This is a genomic window from Candidatus Ponderosibacter sp. Uisw_141_02, assembly GCF_048087665.1.
Lineage (GTDB): Bacteria > Pseudomonadota > Alphaproteobacteria > Puniceispirillales > Puniceispirillaceae > UBA3439.
Genome location: NZ_CP159807.1, coordinates 562154 through 582322 on the forward strand (window position 1 = coordinate 562154; position 20169 = coordinate 582322).

Consider the following 20169-nt stretch of genomic DNA (forward strand, 5'->3'; position numbering starts at 1 on the left):
ATAATGCCTCAGGTGACGACTGCTTTTTCGCGATTAGTTTTTCAATCCCTGGGGCCATAAATTTTCTCTCGGGAGCTGCCTCTGGCCGAGCCGTGGCTTGGTTATGTGGCACCCACCTGCAAAGCAGGTCACAGAGGATGATACAACGACGGTTGAGGTGGTTGTCGCCGCTTTCTTGCTATTGGCCATGAGGCTTGCATGTCACAAAAGACGTCTATTTTGTCCAAAGCCAATCTTGAACCAGCCGAGGCCAAAGCGGCCTGCCGCAAGCTGGCGGCGCAAAATCGCAATCACCTTGCCGCAAGTCAAACCGATGCCGTGGCCTTGCTGGCAACGCATGCCGAGCGTTTAATTGACCGTTTTGGCAACGGCATTTATGCTGCCTATTCCCCCATCCGAAGTGAATTATCGCCGTTTGATCTGTTGGCGCGGCTTGCCGGTTTGGGTTGTGCGACCGCTTTGCCCATCACGCCAGCCGAGGGTCAGCCTTTGCGCTTTCATCGCTGGGCGGTTGGTGATCGGCTTGATGATGGGCCTTATGGCACCAAACAACCGCCTGCAGATCAGCCGCTTTGCCGTCCTGATGTGATTCTGGCACCGATGCTGGCGTTTGATGCGGCTGGCTGGCGGCTTGGCTATGGTGGTGGTTTTTATGATCGCACGCTTGCTGTTCTCAGGGGCGCAGGGCATCATCTATCGGCAATCGGCATTGCCTATGATGGCCAAAAGCTGGACAAAATACCGGTTGGCCCCTATGACATGCCGCTTGATGCGGTTTTGTGCCCAACCGGTTTGTTCACGCCGGTGCCTCCGCAAAATTGATTTGATGACCGTGGTTTGATTGCCGCTTTTGGATGTTTACTGGCGGTAATTATTTCGGTGATCGTGATATGCCAAGCAATGCTGCAGAACAGTGGCATTGAGTAAGGATTGAGTGTAATGCGCGTTTTGTTTTTGGGAGATATTGTTGGCCGGACGGCGCGCAATGATGTGATTGAACAATTACCACTTCTTCGTAATGAATTGGCGCTCGATTTTATTGTGGTAAATTGTGAGAATGCGGCTGGCGGGTTTGGCATCACGCCGAAAATCTGTGATGCGCTTTTTGCCGCTGGTGCTGATGTCCTGACAACCGGCAATCATGTCTGGGACAAAAAGGAAATTATTGATTACATCGCGTCTGAACCAAAGTTGCTGCGGCCGTTGAACATGGCTGAAGGCACCCCGGGAAAAGGCATAGTTCAGGTAACGAATGCTTCTGGCAAGCGGCTTGTTGCGGTGAATTTGATGACCAATCTGTATATGGCGGCAAATGATCCGGTTTTTCCGGCATTGAATGATGCGCTGGTTCGCAACAAGCTTGGCCGTGATGCCGATTTTATCTTGATTGATGTTCATGGCGAGGCAACATCGGAAAAAATGGCGCTTGGCCATTATGCTGATGGCCGAGCCTCGCTTGTGGTGGGAACGCATACACATGTGCCAACGGCCGATCACCGTATTCTGGCGGGCGGCACGGCCTATCAGACCGATGCTGGTATGTGCGGCGATTATGATAGTGTGATTGGCATGGATAAGGGCGCGGCAACCGACCGCTTTCTTGGGCGAGGCAATAGCCGTCTTTCGGTCGCGCTTGGACCTGTAACGCTAAGCGGTGTGATTGTTAAAACAGCCGATACTGGCCTTGCAACAGCAATTTATCCGCTTCGCCGTGGCGGGGTTTTGTCGCCAGCCTAGCTGATGCGGCATCTTTGCCAACTATAATGCCAGCCATAATGCCAACCATTATGCCAGCGATAATGGTCGTGACGAAAAATGAGTGGCAAGGCTGGTTCCCCAAGCTTTGATCTGCTATACCTTTGCGCATCGGGTCTTGCCGTTGGCTTGAGCCGAAAATAGACAAGCAAACCCGTCAATAAAGCAGACAAGCAACAAGAGATCATGGCAGGCCATTCCAAATTTAAAAATATCATGCATCGCAAAGGTGCGCAGGACAAAAAACGCGCCAAGGTTTTCGGTCGTCTTATTAAAGAGCTGACCGTTGCCGCCCGCAGCAGCACCGATCCTGATTCAAACCCGCGCTTGCGCTCGGCTCTATCGGCGGCGCGCGCTGCCAATATGCCCAAGGATAATATCGAACGCGTGCTCAAACGCGCCGAGGGCGGTGAGGGTGAAAATTATGATGAAATCCGCTATGAGGGCTATGGCCCGGGTGGCACCGCGCTAATCGTTGATGCGATGACCGATAACCGGAACCGCACCGCATCAGAAGTGCGCGCCGCCTTTAACAAATTTGGCGGGTCACTTGGCGAAACCGGATCGGTTAGCTTTATGTTTGATCGGGTTGGCCAAATTATCTATCCGGCTGATGTGACCGATGCTGATACAATGTTCGAAGTGGTTCTTGAAGCCGGTGCCGAAAATGTGGAGTCAGATGAAAATGGGCATGAAGTGATTTGCGCACCGGATGATTTCAACGCCGTTCGCGAAGCATTGGAAACCGTGTTCGGTGCGCCCGAGGAATCGGGTCTGACATGGAAACCGCAAAATTTGATTGCCGTTGATGAGGGGCAGGCCACGACCTTGTTAAAGCTCCTTGATGCGCTTGATGATAATGACGATGTGCAGAATGTGTCGTCAAATTTTGACATTTCGGATGACGTCATTGCCAAGCTTGCCTAAGTGGGGTCGATGATGCGAATTCTTGGCATCGATCCCGGATTGCGATGCACCGGCTGGGGCGTTGTTGCCCTTGATGGCGGGCGGTTGCAGCATATTGCCAATGGTGCAATCCAGCCCAAACCCACGCTTGATGATGCGGCGCGACTGCAAATTATTTTTGATGGGCTTTGCGAGGTGATTAATCTTCACCAGCCCGATCAGGCGGCGATTGAACAAATCTTTGTGGCAAAATCAGCCGGATCGGCGCTTCGGCTTGGCATGGCGCGCGGCGTTGGCATTCTTGCTTGCGGCGTCAATCGGCTTGGCGTTGGCGAAATTTCGGCGCGCGCGGTCAAAAAGGCTGTTGCTGGCACTGGCACTGCTGATAAAAAGCAAGTCCAAGATATGGTCACGCGCCTGTTGGCGGTCACGGCACAAAATGCCGATGCTGCCGACGCGCTGGCAATTGCGATCGCCGCCAGCAATGAGGCTGGTACAGCGGCGTCAGTCGGGGTAGAGTTGGGCCAAGGGCAGGCGGGCAAGGAACAAGTGGGCAAGGGACAGACGACTGGGGGTCTGTCGGCGGCTATTGCTGCGGCGCTTGCCCGAGATGATGTCAGCAATGGGGGCAAGACATGATTGCGCAATTGCGTGGCACCATAGTGCGAACTGATGATCAGCAGACGATTCTTGATGTTCAGGGGGTTGGCTATGCAGTCAATATTTCTGGCCGCACGCAAGGCCAGCTTGGCGCCATGGCAGGCGAGGTTGCGCTTTTAACCGAAATGCAGGTTCGCGAGGACAGCATGACGCTGTTTGGCTTTCTTGATCTGGCTGAACGCGATGCGTTTCGGCTTTTGATCACGGTTCAGGGTGTTGGTGCCAAGGCGGCGATGGCGATTTTGTCGGTGTTGTCACCAAGCGATTTAACCAATGCCATTATCGCAGGTGACAAGGCAATGGTGGCGCGCGCCGACGGTGTTGGCCCCAAAATTGCCCAGCGTGTGGTCAATGAACTTGGCGAGAAAATTGGCAAAATCACCAGCCTTGGCGGTGCTTTGGCGATTGGTGATTCTGCCGCTGGCACGGCTGGCGGGCTTGACGGTGCCGCCGCTGGGTTATTTGGTGATGCGGTTTCGGCGCTGGTCAATCTTGGCTATGGACGCGCCGAGGCGCATAGCGCGGTAATGCGGGTTCAGGCAAAGGCAGGCGGTGACAATCTTTCAGATATGATTGCGGCGGCCTTGCGGGAGATGGGAACATGACCCAAGCAGATGACCCCAGCCGCCTGATTGGCGCTGATAGCCAGGAGAGAAGTGACAATGCTTTGCGGCCAAGCTCACTTGCCGAATTTATTGGACAGGGCAATGGACGCCGCAATCTTGAAACATTCATTCATGCCGCGCGTGATCGGGGTGATGCGATGGATCACAGCCTGCTTCACGGGCCGCCGGGTCTTGGCAAAACAACCTTGGCGCAGATTATCGCCGCTGAATTGGGTGTTGGCTTTCGGGCAACATCAGGGCCGGTGATTGCGCGGGCGGGTGATTTGGCAGCACTGCTTACCAATTTACGGCCACGCGATGTGTTGTTTATTGACGAAATTCACCGTCTTGCGCCTGCGGTCGAAGAAGTTCTGTATCCGGCGATGGAGGATTTTCAGCTTGATCTGATCATCGGCGAGGGGCCGTCGGCGCGTTCAGTGCGGATTGATTTGCCGCCATTTACGCTTGTTGGTGCGACCACAAGATCGGGACTATTAACAACCCCGCTTCGTGACCGGTTTGGCATTCAAATGCGGATGCAGTTTTATACCCCTGATGAATTGTCACTTATTCTGACCAAACAGGCGATCAAGCTTGGGCTTGATCTTGGCGCTGATGGCGCGGCCGAAATTGCTGGGCGTGCGCGCGGAACGCCGCGTGTGGCGGGCCGACTATTGCGGCGGGTTCGTGATATTGCGGCGGTCGAGGCCGCTGGAACCGTAACCGCGGTGGTTGCCGATGCCGCTTTGCACCGGCTTGAAGTTGATGCCAACGGCCTTGATCAGATGGATCGGCGCTATCTTGCCTGTTTGGCTGAATCCTATGCTGGTGGGCCGGTTGGTGTGGAAACGCTGGCGGCGGTATTGTCTGAACAGCGTGATGTTTTGGAAGAAGTGATCGAACCTTATTTGATGCAAACCGGATTACTGATGCGAACCCCGCGTGGGCGGTGCCTGTCGGTTGGTGGCTGGGCCTATCTTGGTATGACGCCGCCTGCATCGGCTGCCAAGCAGATTGACCTTCTGACGCAAATCGCCGGTGATGAGGCAGATATCGAATAGGGTATGATGGTGGGTGGTCGGCAAAAAAATCAGGCAGGAACCTTCGATCATGCCAATCTGGCAGCCGGTGCCGATGCCATGCTTGATGGCCGGCTCGACGCTGGCAATCATTTTTATTCGCTTCGTGTTCAATATGAAGATACCGACGCTGCCGGCGTTGTTTATCATGCCCAATATCTGGCCTTTGCCGAACGCGCCCGATCAGCGTGGCTTCGATGTCTTGGCATTGACCAGCCGGCGATGCTTGCCGATGACAGATTAGGCTTTGTGGTGCGCCGGATCGAGGCTGATTTTCATCTTCCTGCTGGTCTTGGTGATATTCTTGATGTTGAAAGCGGCTTGCTTCGGCTTGGCGGCGCATCGCTGAAACTTCAACAAAAAATCATAAATCGTGAAAATCGCCATATTCTTGCCCGACTTGTCGTAGACATAGGACTTGTCGCGCTGGCCGATGGGGCGCGGCCAAAAATATGTCGGCTGCCGGCGGCGGTCAAAGCCAAATTTTCCGATCTGGCATTGTCAGATGGATAACTCGCACCGGCGAAAGGTGCGAACGAAAATGCTATTTGGACGAAAACAGAGGGTGAATAAATGAATTCTGTGGAGTTGACGGTAACCCATTCAAGTGCAGATCTTAGCATCATGGGGTTGTTCTGGGCGGCGGATCCTTTCGTCAAGCTGGTCATGTTGCTTTTGATTTTTGCATCGATCTGGTGCTGGGCGATTGTGGTGGAAAAAATCACCATCATTCGGCGCGAGCGGCGTTTGGCGCAGGCCTTTGAAGATGCTTTCTGGTCAGGTGGATCGATTGATAAGCTGTATGATGATACAGGTGCCAATCCGCGCGATGCAATGTCAATTGTGTTTGTTGCAGCGATGCGTGAATGGCGACGGGCAACGTCACGCGGGCTTGCCGATGCTGGCCGTGCCGATTTGCGCGCGTCATTGGTTAGCCGGATTGACCGGTCGATGAATTTCACCATCACGCGTGAAATGGAACGGATGGAGCGCGGGATGAATCTTCTGGCGTCAATTGGTTCAGTATCGCCTTTTGTTGGTTTGCTTGGCACGGTCTGGGGGATCATGAGTTCGTTCCAGTCGATTGCCGAGTCAAAAAACACCAGCCTTGCGGTTGTCGCGCCCGGAATTGCCGAGGCGCTTTTTGCCACCGCGCTTGGGCTAGCGGCGGCCATTCCGGCGGTTATTGCCTATAATAAATTTGCTGGTGATCTTGAACGATTTGGCGCGCGGCTTGAAACATTTGCGCAGGAATTCAGCACGCTTTTGGCGCGCCAGCTTGATGAAGGCGGCAAATAATGGGAGCGGGAGTCAAACGATCAACCGGCGGGCGGCGGCATCGTCCAATGGGCGAGATTAACGTCACACCCTTTGTTGATGTTATGCTGGTGCTGCTGATTGTGTTTATGGTGACAGCACCGCTTTTGACCGTTGGTGTTGAGGTTGATTTACCAAAAACCAAAGCTGGGGCAATCAATGCTGATGCAGCGCCTTTGGTGGTTTCGATCAAAGCTGATGGGAGTCTTTATTTGCAAGAAGCCGCGGTTGACGCCGAGGTTTTGATCCCGCGCCTGAAGGCCATTTCCAACGCCAATCCTGATGTTCGTATTTTTGTGCGTGGTGATCAGGCAGTGACCTATGGCGATGTGCTTGGTGTTATGGGTCGCATTCAGGCAGCCGGATTTGAAAAGGTTGCATTAGTGGCCCAGCTTCCTGAAGCGAAATAATGACTGCATGATGGAAATTTGCGTGGAACGCTAGAGATGGATCGTCGTTCGTTGATTATTTCGGTTGGATTGCACGTCAGTGTTGCAACACTGGCGTGGATTGGCTTGCCGTCAATCAAGCGCGATCTTCCCGCCGAACAGCCCATCGTGGTGATGGAAATGGTGCAATCAGTGCCAACGACAAATTTGACGCAAGGCGATAAGCCGAATACAGCAAAAAAGGAACAAAAGGCAGTAAAATCAAAAAAGCCACCCCCGCCACCACCGCCAGCCCCGCCGCGTGCAAAACCGCCCGCGCCAAAGCCCGTTGCCAAGCCAGTCTCAAAAGCGCCTGATCCAAAAGCAGAAATCCTGCCACAAAAAATCACGCCCAAGCCCAAGCCGGCAATTGCCCAGCCACCGGCGCCGCCAAAATCAAAGCCAAAAACCACCGCGACTCTGAAAGCACCAAAACGTCTGCCGCAATCACCGCCCAAACGCATCAATAAGCTGGCACGCCAGAAAGCGTTGCAAAAACAGCGCGAAGACGCGTTGAGCGGGGTGATGCAAAATCTTGCCAAGGCCAAGGCGGTATCCGAAGATGCCGAAAAGAAACGGCGCGAAAAAGAACGTAAAGAAGCGGCTGAAACTTTGACCAGCAATTTGACAACGGCGGCTGGCAATGCCATCCGCGCGCCCGAAAAGCCAGTTGTTGGCCCGCTTGGCCTTTCCGACATTGATCGCATTCGCCAGCATGTGTCATCATGCTGGTCGCCGCCAATTGGCACGGCAGGTGCAAACACGCTAATTGTTGACATAATTGTCACGTTAGATAGAGACGGAAAGGTTTTGACTGCCGAGGTTGACAATAAAATGCGACTTGCCACCGACCGGACATATCGGGTTGCCGCCGATGAGGCCATTCGCACAATGTTTAAATGTTCGCCTTTGCCGGTGCCGTTGGACAAATATGAACAATGGAAAAGCTTTATCTTCGGGTTTGATCCGAAATTTTTAACACGATAATGAAGTGACATGGTTTGCGCCGCACAGCGCATATTGGCAGGTAAAAAGATAGGAATGGATTAGCGATGATGATGTTTTTGCGATTGGTAATTGTGGTTGCGGCTTGTTTTGGTCTGTTCGGTAATATCGCGCATGCCCAGCTTCGCATTGATATAACCGAAGGTCAGGTCGCGCCAACACCGATCGCGATCGCCAATTTTACCGGCCCTGATGGTGTCGTGTCCGAGGTCGGCAAACAAATCGCCCAGATTATTTCCGAAGATCTGGAAAGTTCAGGTCTGTTTGCGCCGGTTGATAGCGCGGCCTTTATCGAGCCACCAAAAGCGCCGTCAATTCGGCCAAATTTCACCAATTGGAGCCCGTTGGGGGTCAAGGGGCTTCTTGTTGGGTCGGCATATGTTGATTCGGCTGGCATGTTGCAGGTGGAATTTGTGCTGTGGGATGTGGTGATCCAGCGCAATATCACTGGCGGTGGCGGCAATGCCGATCAAAATGCCATTCGCCGGATTTCGCATCAGATTGCCGATTTCGTCTATGAGGAATTCACTGGTGACAGAGGGTATTTTGATACGCGCGTAGTCTATGTTGCTGAATCAGGGTCGCAAAGCCGCCGTTTAAAGCGGTTGGCCATTATGGATCAGGATGGCCATAATCATCAATTTTTGACCTCAGGTGCTGATCTGGTTTTGACCCCGCGTTTTTCACCAACAGCCAATGAAATTGCCTATCTGAACTATTTCAATGATGAACCAAATGTCTATTTGTTCGAAATTGCGACAGGGCGCACCGAACGGCTTGGCTCGTTCCCGGGCATGACCTTTGCACCCCGCTTTGCGCCATCAGGTGATAAATTGATCATGAGTCTTGCGCAAAATGGCATGACCGACATTTATGAAATGGATATGCGAACTCAAGCGATCAATCGCCTGACGCAATCGGCGTCGATTGACACATCGCCATCCTATTCACCTGATGGTTCAAAAATTGTGTTCAATTCTGATCGTGGCGGCAGCCAACAGCTTTATGTGATGGATGCTGATGGTGCCAATGTTCGGCGCATTAGCTTTAACCAAGGCCGCTATGCAACGCCGGTTTGGTCGCCCCGCGGAGATATCATTGCCTTTACCAAAATGGCGAATGGCCAATTTTACATTGGCGTGATGAATGTTGATGGGTCTGGTGAGCGGCTTCTTGCAAGTGGGTTTCTTGTTGAAGGGCCAACATGGGCACCAAATGGCCGAGTCTTGATGTATTTCAAGCAACAGCCCTTTGAAACCGATGGCAGTGGTGGCGATACGCACGTTTACCGGATCGATATTACCGGGTTTAATGAGAAGCGTATCATTACCCCATCGGATGCATCTGATCCAGCGTGGTCGCCTATATTGCGTTAACGAAACGAATTCGGCAAGTTAATGGAAATTTTGCAATCTTTGTCTGCAGGCCTTGGGAAATAGTAATTGGTGTGCCCGATGATGTTTGGGCAGGGCGATCATCATCATGTTATTCGGCGCGAAGATAGGCGGTCTTTCTAAAAAATTTCGACTTTATAGTTGATTGGTCAATTTTTTGGTTTCATTTGCCATAAATTTGATGTAAGGACAGTGCAGAATTTGGTGTGGCTTAGCCCTAATCTGTGGTGGGGTCGCAAGACGAGTACCGTGGTGTTCCGTTGGCTTGCTGTTAACGAGGCCACCGGATACAATAAGAAATGGAAACCATCCGGTGTGCCGGAAAAAAATTGGGGAGCATACAGATGTTTCAACGACTCTTCGCTATATGCGCAGTAGCTTTTCTTTTCACTGCCTGTGAAACGGCTTCAAACGTTGCCAGTGAGAGTGCCTCTGGCAGCTCATCAAGCAGTGCAACATCAGCTGGATCAAGCAGCAGCTCAACAACGGCAACACAGATGAGCGATGCTGAAAAGCTGGCGCAAGTTGGTAACACTGTGTATTTCGGATTTGACAGCTCTGAGCTGGCCGGTGAGGCACAAGCTATTCTGGATCGTCAGGCCGCATTCTTAAATGTGAATCCAACTATGGTCGTTATAATTGAGGGTCATGCCGATGAGCGTGGAACCCGCGAGTACAACCTAGCGCTTGGTGATCGCCGTGCAGTGGCTGTCCGTGACTATCTTCTCGCAAAGGGCCTCAACGCTTCTCGCATCCGTACCGTGTCATATGGTAAAGAGCGCCCAGCGGTTTCTGGTTCAAATGAAGGGTCATGGGAATTTAACCGCCGTGCTGCAACCGTTCTAAACTAGACCTGTTGATCTGTTTGAAAAGGGGGGCAAGAGCCCCTCTTTTTTTGCCTAATTTCTGCCTAAAATCGCCTGTAGTATGTTTGCAACAGATGATTGCAATCATCAATTTTTCTTTGTCGTTGGGAATTGACGTGATGAATAAACGGATAGTCTTTTTGGTGTTGGCCAGTTTGCTGCTGCCAGCAAATGCGATGGCACAAAGCGCGGCAAGCGATAATGCGATATCGTCAAATTCCAGCGCGCTGTTAACACGCCAACAGCAACGCATGGATATTCTGGAGCAGGGTTTGAAAGAAATCCGTGGGGTCATTGAACAGGATCTTCGCGAAATCAAGCTTAAGGTTGAACAGCTTGGGTCAAGCTCGGCACAGGCTGGCACTGCGCAGGTGGCTGATCTGAATGCGCTTCACAATGAGATGGAAAAGCTGAATGATACATTGGCAATGACCAGTCGCCGGATGGAACGCACACTTGAAATCACATCTGATACCGAATTTCGTTTGCTGCGGCTGGAAAAGCGGGTGCAAACGCTGATCTCGCTTGGCGGCAGTGATCTTGCCAGTGCGGCAGCACAGCAGGAAACAACCGCTGCCGATGCGCCAGCCAATGTACAAATGACCCGCGAAAGCAATAGTGGTGTCACCAAATGGTCGGTTGAAGAAGGCGCGCTTAACCGCGAGCTAGAGACATTGGATACGGCCAGTGCACCCGACGCCGCCACCAAAGATGGTGTTGAGAAGGCCGGTGACAGCGCATCAACTGCTGATAATGCGGTTTCTGGCGATGTAGGCACCCTGAACGCCGATGTTGCGGTAAATGATGTACCTGTCGTTCCTGCGCAACCTGCCGAACCTGAGGTTTTGCCTGCGGTTAGCCCCGAAGAGCAATATCGCTTTGCGCTTGGGCGAGCCTTGCAGAATGATTTGGAAACAGCCGAATTGGCCTTTGCCGAATTTCGGGTCTTCAACAAAGATCACCAACGTCAGGCCGATGCCACTTTCTGGCTGGGGCGGGTGCAGTTCATGCGCGGTGAATATGAAAAAGCCGCCATGACATTTTCCGAATTTAACAGCACCTATGCAAATGATGCACGGCTTGTTGATACAACCATGTGGATCGCCGAGTCAGTCTCGCATTTCGCACCAGCAGAACAAGCCTGCGAAATCTACGCATCCTTGCCAAAGCTTCTTGATACGCCGCCTGAAGCTTTCATGGCCCAGCTTGCCGCCCTTAGTGATGCTGCCAAGTGTAAAAGCTAACTCGATTGTGGCTTTTGACGCCCGTTTCGCCGCTGTCATGGCGGGGCTGGGGCTTGATCAATGCAAAGGCTATGTCACAGCATTGTCGGGTGGGCCAGATAGTACCGCGCTGACTTTATTGACGCAGCGTTATGCCAATGTAACCGGCAAGCATCATCATGCGGTGATTGTCGATCATGGTTTGCGTGAAGGCTCGGGTGATGAGGCAGAAAGGGTGCAAACGCGTTTGCGCCGCTTTGGCATTGGCAGCGATATTATCCAGATTACCGAACCGCGCCCGACAGCCGGATCACAGGAATGGGCGCGGATCAACCGGCATCACGCGCTATTAGCAGTGGCACGGCAAAAAAAGGCCGCTTTGCTATTTGCGCATCATGCCAGCGATCAGGCTGAAACCGTGGCAATGCGCTTGTTGAAATCATCGGGTTTAAACGGTCTTGGCGGGATTGCTTGCCACCGATTGCAGCATGATGTTGTCGTTGCGCGGCCGGTTTTGGGCTGGATGCCCGATCAGTTGAAGGCGGTTTGCCGTCATCTTGATTGCGATTTTGAAATTGATCCTAGTAACCAAAATCACCAGTTTGAACGCGTTCGTATCCGAAAATTTCTGGCTGATCTTGATCGCCAAGATGCCGCAACAGGTGATATAGCGCTGTCTTCATGGCAATTGCGCCGTCTTGGTGTTGGCGCAGCGCGGCTAGGCGCGGCGGCTGACAAGGCTTGTGATCGGATTATTGAGCAAGCGGTTGACTTGCATCCGGCGGGTTATGCCAGCGTGACCATGGCCGCCTTTGCCGATCTGCCGCAATCATTTTGGGCGCTTATCATGCGCCGGCTCATTATGGCGGTCGGCGGTGGGCAATATGGGGCGGCAAGAATGGCTCTGGATCAGCTTCGCCAGCGTTGTGATGATGGTGTTTCGGCAACGATTGGCGGCTGTCATTTTAGCCCAATTACCACGCCGTCATCACGCCACGCATCAGGGGCTAATTATCATCTGTTTCGCGAAACGGGCCGCAAGGTAACTGCCACGCCGATTGCCGCTGGCCAAGAACTGGTCTTTGCCGGTTGTTGGTTGGTCAAAAGCGCGCAGGCGGGCATGCTGCATGGATTTTCCGATACGCCCAGAATACAGGGTGATTCCGGCGCTGCTTTGCATGTCAAATCCATGCCGGATGGGTGGCATTTGCTGCCGCATCGCGCAAGACAGGCAATTCCTGTGTTAACAACCCTTGACGGCGGGTCGATTTATCCCCAATTAAAAGGGTATAATAGCACTCAGCTGCCAGCCACTATGGCGGCGCGGTTTCTAGGGATGGCAAGACGTCCAACGTTTCTTGCAGATACATTGATAGGATAGATCTGGTGAATAATCTGGCACGCAATATTATCATCTGGCTCATTTTTGGCGCGGCGCTTATGGGGCTGTTCAATATGTTCCAAACCCCGTCAACCGGAACACCAGCCGATCAGGTGGCCTATTCCGATTTTGTGGGGAAGGTCAAAACCAACCAGATCGAAGAAGTATTGATCGATGGTCGCAATTTGCGCGGTAAATCCAGCGCCGGACGGGTAATCACAACTGTGATGCCGCCATCAACCGATGTTGTAAAAATACTGGATGAAAATGATGTTCGCATCGTTGCAACCCCCGAAGATAGTGGCATGCCAAGCTTCTTCTCGATTTTACTGTCATGGTTCCCAATGCTGCTGTTTATTGGCATCTGGATTTTCTTCATGCGGCAAATGCAGGGCGGTTCACGCGGCGCGATGGGCTTTGGCAAATCGCGGGCGAAATTGCTGACCGAACATCAAGGTCGCGTCACTTTTGAAGATGTGGCTGGTATTGATGAAGCCAAAACCGAATTGGAAGAAGTTGTCGAATTCCTCAAGGATCCGGGCAAGTTTCAGCGTCTTGGTGGCAAAATTCCAAAAGGCGTTTTGCTTGTTGGCCCTCCGGGTACCGGTAAAACCTTGCTTGCCAAGGCGATTGCTGGCGAAGCCAATGTGCCTTTCTTTACTATATCAGGTTCTGATTTTGTCGAAATGTTTGTTGGTGTTGGTGCCAGCCGTGTTCGCGATATGTTTGAACAGGGCAAGAAAAATGCGCCTTGTATCATCTTCATTGACGAGATTGACGCGGTTGGACGGCATCGTGGTGCCGGTCTTGGTGGCGGCAATGACGAACGCGAACAGACTCTGAACCAGATGCTTGTTGAAATGGATGGTTTTGAGGCGAATGAAGGGGTGATCCTGATCGCCGCAACCAACCGTCCTGACGTGCTTGATCCGGCGTTGCTTCGCCCGGGTCGTTTTGACCGGCAGGTTGTTGTGCCAAATCCCGATGTGATTGGTCGCGAAAAAATTCTGAAAGTTCACATGCGTAAAACACCACTGTCAGAAGGTGTTGAGCCGCGCGTGATCGCGCGTGGCACCCCCGGTTTTTCGGGTGCCGACCTTGCCAATCTGGTGAATGAGGCAGCATTGCTGGCAGCGCGTAAAGGTCGCCGCACGGTCTCAATGGCCGAATTTGAAGAGGCCAAGGATAAGGTTATGCTTGGTGCCGAACGCCGGTCGATGGTGATGACCGACGAGGAAAAGCGCCTGACAGCCTATCACGAGGCCGGACATGCTGTTGTGGCATTGCATTGCTCTGCATCTGATCCAATTCATAAAGCCACCATCATTCCGCGTGGACGTGCGCTTGGCATGGTGATGCGGCTTCCAGAAGGCGATCGTATTTCACTGGCGCGTGACAAAATTCACGCCGATTTGCGGGTGGCCTGTGGTGGCCGGATTGCCGAAGATCTGATCTTTGGCCATGACAAGATTACCACTGGTGCGTCATCTGATATCCGCATGGTTACCGATATGGCGCGCCGAATGGTGACTGAATGGGGCATGTCCGACAAGTTGGGCTTTTTGGCCTATAGCGCCGATGAGCAGGAAGTTTTCCTTGGTCGGTCAGTGTCGCAACAAAAGAATGTTGCTGATGCAACCGCGTCGATCATTGATGATGAAGTGCGCCGGATTGTTGACGAGGCCTATAAAGACGCGACCAAAATCCTTAAAAAGAACGATGTTGAGCTGGAACGCTTGGCGCAGGGCTTGCTTGAATATGAAACGCTTGATGGCAATGAAATCAAGATTATCGTTGAAGGGGGCACGCTTGTTCGCAAAGATGCCGAGGACACGCCAATCAATCAAAAGCCAAAGCGCAAATCGCGGACCGGCCTTCCTGGTACTGGTCGGTCGAAAAAGCCTGGCAGCGAACCTGCCTAAGCCTGTATTTTGATGAATACAGACGCGACATCTAAACTAGCCTATGAGGCGGTGCCAAAAGTGCCGCCTTTTTGCCAACCAACATGGCTTCGCCCCATCATCACATCTGGCGGCCAGTATAAATTGGCAGGCGGACCTACCAGCTTTTGCCAGCTTGACGTTGTCATGGCTGACGGCATTGATGGATATGTGGCAAGCCGGATGGATTGCGACCAGCTTTTTGCCCTTGCCGATGATCGGAATATGGCAAGCAAGGCCATTGATGATTTAACCATTGCGCGGCCGCATTTTGCCGGTCTTGATATGAGCTGGTCGCATTTGATGGGGGTGCTGAATGTAACCCCTGACAGCTTTTCAGATGGCGGGGTTAATCATGGCCTAGCCAAGGCAATTGCCGCTGGCAAGGCGATGGCGGTGGAAGGCGCGTCAATCATTGATATTGGCGGCGAATCCACCCGTCCGGGCGCCGAGCCGGTTAGCCGTAATCAGGAACTGGCGCGTATTCTGCCGCCGATTACCGCATTAGCGCGGGCTGAGATGCTGATCTCGGTTGATACCCGCCATGCTGCGGTGATGACACGGGCAACAGCGGCTGGGGCAGCAATCATTAATGATGTTCAGGCATTGCAGGGCGAAGATGCGATGACGGCCGCCGCGGCAAGCGGTGCGCCAGTGGTCATGATGCATATGAAGGGGACGCCCGAAACCATGCAGCAGGATCCGGTTTATGATTTTGCGCCGGTAGAAATCTACGAATTTTTGAAACAGCGCGTTGCGGCGGCGATTGCCGCTGGCATTCCGGCATCATCAATTGCCATTGATCCCGGTTTTGGCTTTGGCAAGACAGTGACCCATAATTTGCAATTGGTGAATTGGTTGTCACTATTTCACGGGCTTGGTGTCGTTGTTCTGTTTGGGGCCAGCCGTAAATCGTCAATTGCGAAAATATCGGCTGGCGAACCGGCTGAAGCGCGGCTTGCTGGATCATTGGCATTGGCTGCAGCGGCATGGCGGCAGGGCGCGCAGATTATTCGCGTTCACGATGTTGCCGAAACGGCGCAAGCGCTGGCGGTCGAGGCAGCCTTGCGTGCCACCGACAGCTAATTTTGGATTGTTTTGAGTGCTTGTGAAATAGGGGCAAGCTATTCTATCCTAAACCCAAGCAGCCATTTGGCCGCAAATGCGATTACCGAAATGTGATCGACAGAGTGACAAAGGAAACATCATGGCAGGATTATTCGGTACTGACGGCGTTCGCGCGCGCATCAATACGGGGCCGATGACTGCCGAAGCCGTTGTAAGGCTGGCATTGGCCGCGGGGCGTTGGTTTGCCGATTATAATGACCGGTCTACCCATGCACGCCCGATTGTTGTCATTGGCAAGGATACGCGTCTTTCAGGCTATATGTTGGAATCGGCATTGGTTGCAGGCTTTACCTCAATCGGACTTGATTGCCGTTTGCTTGGTCCGATCCCAACGCCAGCGGTGGCGCATTTAACGCGCTCGCTTCGGGCGGAATTGGGCGTGATGATCTCGGCTAGCCATAACCCGCATCATGATAATGGCATCAAGCTGTTTGGCCCCGATGGGTTTAAGCTTGATGACAAAATCGAAGTTGAAATTTCGGCATTGGCTGCCGGTTCAATTGCGCTTGCTGACGCGCCTGATCTTGGCCGTGCGCGCCGCATGCTTGATTCGGTTGGTCGCTATGTTGAATTTGCCAAATCCACCTTGCCTGGGCGCACGCGTCTTGATGGGCTAAAGCTGGTTGTTGATTGTGCGAATGGCGCTGCCTATCGCACCGCGCCGGACACGCTTTATGAACTTGGTGCTGAAATTGTGCCATTGGCGGTATCACCTGACGGTTTCAATATTAACGAAAATTGCGGTGCGGTTCATCCGCAGGTGATGGCAGCGGCGGTGGTGGCGCATGGTGCTGATGTGGGGATTTGCCTTGATGGTGATGCCGACCGGCTGATCATGGCTGATGAAACTGGCAAAATTATTGATGGTGATCAGATTTTGGGTTGCCTTGCGCTTGTCATGCAGGAACGCGGAACGCTTGCCAACAACGCGGTTGTTGGCACGGTGATGACCAATCGCGGCCTTGAGGCCAGACTTGGCAAGGCAGGGATTGATTTGCACCGCGTTGCTGTTGGTGATCGCTATATTCTTGAAAAGATGCGGCAAGATGGGCTGAATCTTGGTGGCGAACCGTCAGGCCATATGCTGATGACCGATTTTGCGCGGTCGGGTGATGGCTTGCTAACGGCATTGCAGATGCTAACCCTGCTCAAGACAAGCGGCAAAAAATCCAGCGCGCTGTTCAACAGCTTTTCGCCAAATCCCCAAAGGCTAGAAAATCTGCGCGGAATTGATCCGGCGGTTCTTCAGGATAAAAAACTGCAATCCGACCTTGCTAATATTGAGACTAATCTAAACGGAAAGGGGCGTGTTCTGGTACGCCCATCTGGAACCGAAGCTTTGGTTCGCGTGATGGTCGAAGCCGAAACTGACGCGCTTGTAACCGAGGCAATGGATGCGTTAATTTTGCGCATTACCGCTGAGGCTTAATAAAATATATCAAAAACAGATGCTTGCTGGTTAGGAATTTATTTCCCTCTACCGGTCAGACAGCATGTTGACTTGCGACATCATTTTATGCGACTTCTTTTGCGGGCCGCTATCCCCCAACGGATAGCCAAATCTGAGCGCGAGAATGTGTTATGTCAACATATGCCAAACCGGCAATCCGTCCGGTTATGCCGTATTTTTCTTCTGGACCAACAAAGAAACGTCCGGGATGGTCTCCGACTGCACTTGAAGATGCTTGCACCGGTCGGTCGCATCGTTCAGCACCTGCAAAAAATAAAATCCAAACAGCGATGACCCTCGCCAGTGAAATTCTGGGTCTGCCTGATGATTATCGCATCGGCATCGTTCCGGGCTCTGATACGGGCGCGGTTGAGATGGCAATGTGGTCAATGCTTGGCGCGCGTGGCGTTGAACTTTTGGCGTGGGAGGCCTTTGGTAAAGATTGGGTTACCGATGCGGTAAGCCAGTTGAAAATTGATCCGGTGACACATGTTGCCCCTTATGGGCAATTGCCTGATCTGAATGCAGTCAATTTCAATAATGATGTTATTTTCACTTGGAACGGCACCGCGGCTGGCGTCAAAGTACCAAATGGCGATTGGATTCCCGATAATCGTGCCGGTTTGACCATTGCTGATTCAACATCTGCCTGTTTTGCGATGGATTTGCCATGGCAAAAGCTTGATGTTGTGACCTTTAGTTTCCAGAAATCGCTTGGCGGTGAGGGTGGACATGGCGTGCTGATTCTGTCTCCGCGGGCTGTTGAACGGCTGGAGAGCTATACCCCGTCATGGCCAATTCCAAAATTGTTCCGCTTGACCTCTAAGGGCAAATTGAATGAAGGCATTTTTGATGCTGCGACGATCAACACCCCGTCATTGCTGGTCGTCGAAGATGCAATTGACGCGTTGAATTGGGCAAAGTCAATTGGCGGGTTGCCAGCGTTAATCGCGCGGTCAAATGCCAGCCTTGATGCGGTGAAATCATGGGTTGCGAAAACGCCATATTTTGGCTTTTTGGCACAAGATCCAGCAACAATTTCAAACACCGGCATCACCCTGTCGATCACTGATCCTTGGTTTGTCGCGTTAGATGATGCGGCAAAAAAGGCAGTTGCTTCGGGGCTTGAAAAAACCTTGGCAAAAGAAGGGGTTGCGCTTGACGCCGCATCATATCGTGATGCGCCTCCCGGCTTACGCATCTGGGCTGGCCCAACGGTTGAGCCAAGTGATGTCGAGGCGCTATTGCCGTGGCTGGATTGGGCCTATGCCGAAATCCGGCAAGCCGAGTTGGCTGCTGCCTAATCTGCGATATCGATGACCGCAATCCTGCGGTACTGGTAATTCTGTATCGATATGAATTTTGATTGCCATGAATTGCCCTGTTTCTGGGGCCAGTTAATGAATGAGATGAAGCCATGCCAAAAGTATTGATTAGTGACAAATTAAGCCCGCGGGCAGCGGCAATTTTTGAAGAACATGGCATTGATGTTGATGTCAAACCGGGGCTTTCACCTGATGAGCTAAAGGCCATTATTGCCGATTATGATGGGCTGGCGATCCGTTCGGCGACCAAGGTTACGGCTGATATTTTGAACGCCGCCACAAATCTGAAAGTCGTTGGCCGTGCTGGGATCGGGGTGGATAATGTCGATATTGCGGCGGCAACCAAACGCGGTGTGATCGTGATGAATACCCCGAATGGCAATGCGGTTACAACTGCCGAACATGCCATTACCTTGATGCTGTCCTTGGCGCGGCAAATTCCCGATGCCAATAAATCCACCAAAGCTGGTAAATGGGAAAAATCACGCTTTATGGGAACCGAAATTACCGGCAAAACATTAGGTCTGATTGGCTGTGGCAATATCGGAACGATTGTTGCTGAACGCGCGCAAGGCCTGAAAATGCGGGTTATTGGTTATGACCCGTATCTTAGCCCTGAAAATGCGACCCGGCTTGGCATTGAAAAGCTTGAGCTTGATGAATTATTGGCGCGGGCAGATTTTATCACGCTTCACACGCCATTGACCGATGCAACGCGTAATATAATTAGCGCCGATGCGTTGAACAAAACCAAAAAGGGGGTTCGGATTGTCAATTGCGCGCGTGGCGGTCTTGTTGACGAGCTGGCGATGGCGGCAGCATTGAAAAGTGGCCATGTCGCTGGTGCCGCCTTTGATGTGTTTGAGGTAGAGCCCGCTACCGATAATGTGCTTTTTGGTTTTGATAATGTCATTGCCACGCCGCATCTTGGTGCCAGCACAACCGAAGCGCAGGAAAAAGTGGCACTTCAGGTGGCTGAACAAATGGCTGATTATCTGATGAAAGGGGCGGTCACCAACGCCTTGAACATGGCATCTGTTTCAGCCGAAGAAGCCCCGATTCTTAAGCCTTACATGGTGCTTGGCGGCTTGCTTGGCAGCTTTTTGGGGCAGGTCGAAGCCGATGGCATCACCGCAGTGGTAACCGAATTTGACGGCAAGGCAGCCGCGCTAAACCCAGAATCAGTAGTGGCAACAACTTTGGCAGGGCTTCTTGGACCGGCAATGGAATCGGTCAATATGGTCAATGCCGCTGCGGTCGCCTCGTCAAATGGGATTGCCGTATCGACAGTTCGCCATGATCGCCAATGCGACTATGAAACTCTGCTTCGGGTAACAATCTCGCATAAAACAGGTGATCGGACGATCGCCGGAACCTTGGTTGGTGGGAATAAGCCGCGGATTGTCGAGGTGCAGCATATCGCTGTCGAATCAGATTTCCCGCCATATCTTCTGTATCTTCGCAATTATGACAAGCCGGGTTTTATTGGTGATCTTGGCAGCCTTTGTGGCAAACATGGGATCAATATTGCGACTTTCCATCTTGGGCGGCGTGAAGCTGGCGGCGAGGCGATTGCCCTTGTCGAGATTGATGGTGGCTTGCCCAAAACCATGTTGCCTGAAATCCGCGCGCTGGATCAGGTGGTGCGGGCAGACGCACTGCATTTCGCGCTTGATATTTAATTGCCGATTGTTGCCGGCCGATAGG

General features: G+C 52.5%; 19 protein-coding genes and 1 other RNA gene. All 20 read left to right on the forward strand.

Going from position 1 to position 20169, the window contains the following annotated elements; genetic code table 11:
- Positions 1-13: 13 nt before the first annotated feature.
- The 20 genes from ssrS to serA all read left to right on the forward strand — a co-directional run bounded on the left by ssrS (position 14) and on the right by serA (position 20144).
- A non-coding RNA gene (gene ssrS, locus ABXT40_RS02805) (6S RNA) lies at positions 14-168 on the forward strand.
- Between the two features lie 30 nt (positions 169-198).
- Positions 199-822, forward strand: a complete 624-nt coding sequence (locus tag ABXT40_RS02810; protein WP_443646322.1) for a 5-formyltetrahydrofolate cyclo-ligase — start codon at positions 199-201, stop codon at positions 820-822.
- A gap of 117 nt (positions 823-939) precedes the next feature.
- The gene (locus ABXT40_RS02815; protein WP_443646323.1) at positions 940-1737 is read left to right on the forward strand and encodes a TIGR00282 family metallophosphoesterase; all 798 of its coding nucleotides are present in this window, start codon (positions 940-942) and stop codon (positions 1735-1737) included.
- Positions 1738-1941: 204 nt separating this feature from the next.
- Positions 1942-2682, forward strand: a complete 741-nt coding sequence (locus tag ABXT40_RS02820) for a YebC/PmpR family DNA-binding transcriptional regulator (RefSeq protein ID WP_443646324.1) — start codon at positions 1942-1944, stop codon at positions 2680-2682.
- 9 nt (positions 2683-2691) lie between these two features.
- A complete protein-coding gene (ruvC, locus tag ABXT40_RS02825) occupies positions 2692-3300 on the forward strand; it encodes a crossover junction endodeoxyribonuclease RuvC (RefSeq protein ID WP_443646325.1) in 609 nt (202 codons plus the stop codon).
- Positions 3297-3926: a Holliday junction branch migration protein RuvA gene (ruvA, locus tag ABXT40_RS02830; RefSeq protein WP_443646326.1), complete on the forward strand. Its 630-nt coding sequence runs from the start codon at positions 3297-3299 to the stop codon at positions 3924-3926. Before ruvC ends, ruvA begins: the two co-directional genes overlap by 4 nt.
- Entirely contained in the window at positions 3923-4987 is a 1065-nt protein-coding gene (gene ruvB, locus ABXT40_RS02835; protein ID WP_443646327.1) for a Holliday junction branch migration DNA helicase RuvB, read from the forward strand. Before ruvA ends, ruvB begins: the two co-directional genes overlap by 4 nt.
- Before the next feature lie 9 nt (positions 4988-4996).
- Entirely contained in the window at positions 4997-5518 is a 522-nt protein-coding gene (locus tag ABXT40_RS02840; protein ID WP_443646328.1) for a YbgC/FadM family acyl-CoA thioesterase, read from the forward strand.
- Positions 5519-5578: 60 nt separating this feature from the next.
- Positions 5579-6304, forward strand: a complete 726-nt coding sequence (gene tolQ, locus ABXT40_RS02845; protein ID WP_443646329.1) for a protein TolQ — start codon at positions 5579-5581, stop codon at positions 6302-6304.
- Positions 6304-6732, forward strand: coding sequence for a protein TolR (gene tolR, locus ABXT40_RS02850; RefSeq protein WP_443646330.1), 429 nt, complete (start codon positions 6304-6306; stop codon positions 6730-6732). Before tolQ ends, tolR begins: the two co-directional genes overlap by 1 nt.
- A 36-nt stretch (positions 6733-6768) precedes the next feature.
- Positions 6769-7737: a hypothetical protein gene (locus ABXT40_RS02855; protein ID WP_443646331.1), complete on the forward strand. Its 969-nt coding sequence runs from the start codon at positions 6769-6771 to the stop codon at positions 7735-7737.
- A 68-nt stretch (positions 7738-7805) separates the two neighbouring features.
- Positions 7806-9131: a Tol-Pal system beta propeller repeat protein TolB gene (gene tolB, locus ABXT40_RS02860; protein WP_443646951.1), complete on the forward strand. Its 1326-nt coding sequence runs from the start codon at positions 7806-7808 to the stop codon at positions 9129-9131.
- A 515-nt stretch (positions 9132-9646) separates the two neighbouring features.
- Positions 9647-10000, forward strand: coding sequence for a peptidoglycan-associated lipoprotein Pal (gene pal / locus ABXT40_RS02865; RefSeq protein ID WP_443646332.1), 354 nt, complete (start codon positions 9647-9649; stop codon positions 9998-10000).
- A 134-nt stretch (positions 10001-10134) separates the two neighbouring features.
- Positions 10135-11259, forward strand: coding sequence for a hypothetical protein (locus tag ABXT40_RS02870; RefSeq protein ID WP_443646333.1), 1125 nt, complete (start codon positions 10135-10137; stop codon positions 11257-11259).
- Entirely contained in the window at positions 11237-12619 is a 1383-nt protein-coding gene (gene tilS, locus ABXT40_RS02875) for a tRNA lysidine(34) synthetase TilS (protein ID WP_443646334.1), read from the forward strand. The genes ABXT40_RS02870 and tilS overlap by 23 nt, the downstream gene beginning before the upstream one ends.
- A gap of 5 nt (positions 12620-12624) precedes the next feature.
- Entirely contained in the window at positions 12625-14541 is a 1917-nt protein-coding gene (gene ftsH / locus ABXT40_RS02880) for an ATP-dependent zinc metalloprotease FtsH (protein WP_443646335.1), read from the forward strand.
- Positions 14542-14553: 12 nt separating this feature from the next.
- On the forward strand, positions 14554-15645 hold the full coding sequence (gene folP, locus ABXT40_RS02885; protein ID WP_443646336.1) for a dihydropteroate synthase: 1092 nt from the start codon (positions 14554-14556) through the stop codon (positions 15643-15645).
- A gap of 121 nt (positions 15646-15766) precedes the next feature.
- Positions 15767-17116, forward strand: coding sequence for a phosphoglucosamine mutase (gene glmM / locus ABXT40_RS02890; protein WP_443646337.1), 1350 nt, complete (start codon positions 15767-15769; stop codon positions 17114-17116).
- Positions 17117-17268: 152 nt separating this feature from the next.
- Entirely contained in the window at positions 17269-18441 is a 1173-nt protein-coding gene (locus ABXT40_RS02895; protein WP_443646338.1) for a phosphoserine transaminase, read from the forward strand.
- A 113-nt stretch (positions 18442-18554) separates the two neighbouring features.
- Positions 18555-20144: a phosphoglycerate dehydrogenase gene (gene serA / locus ABXT40_RS02900; protein ID WP_443646339.1), complete on the forward strand. Its 1590-nt coding sequence runs from the start codon at positions 18555-18557 to the stop codon at positions 20142-20144.
- Positions 20145-20169 lie beyond the last annotated feature (25 nt).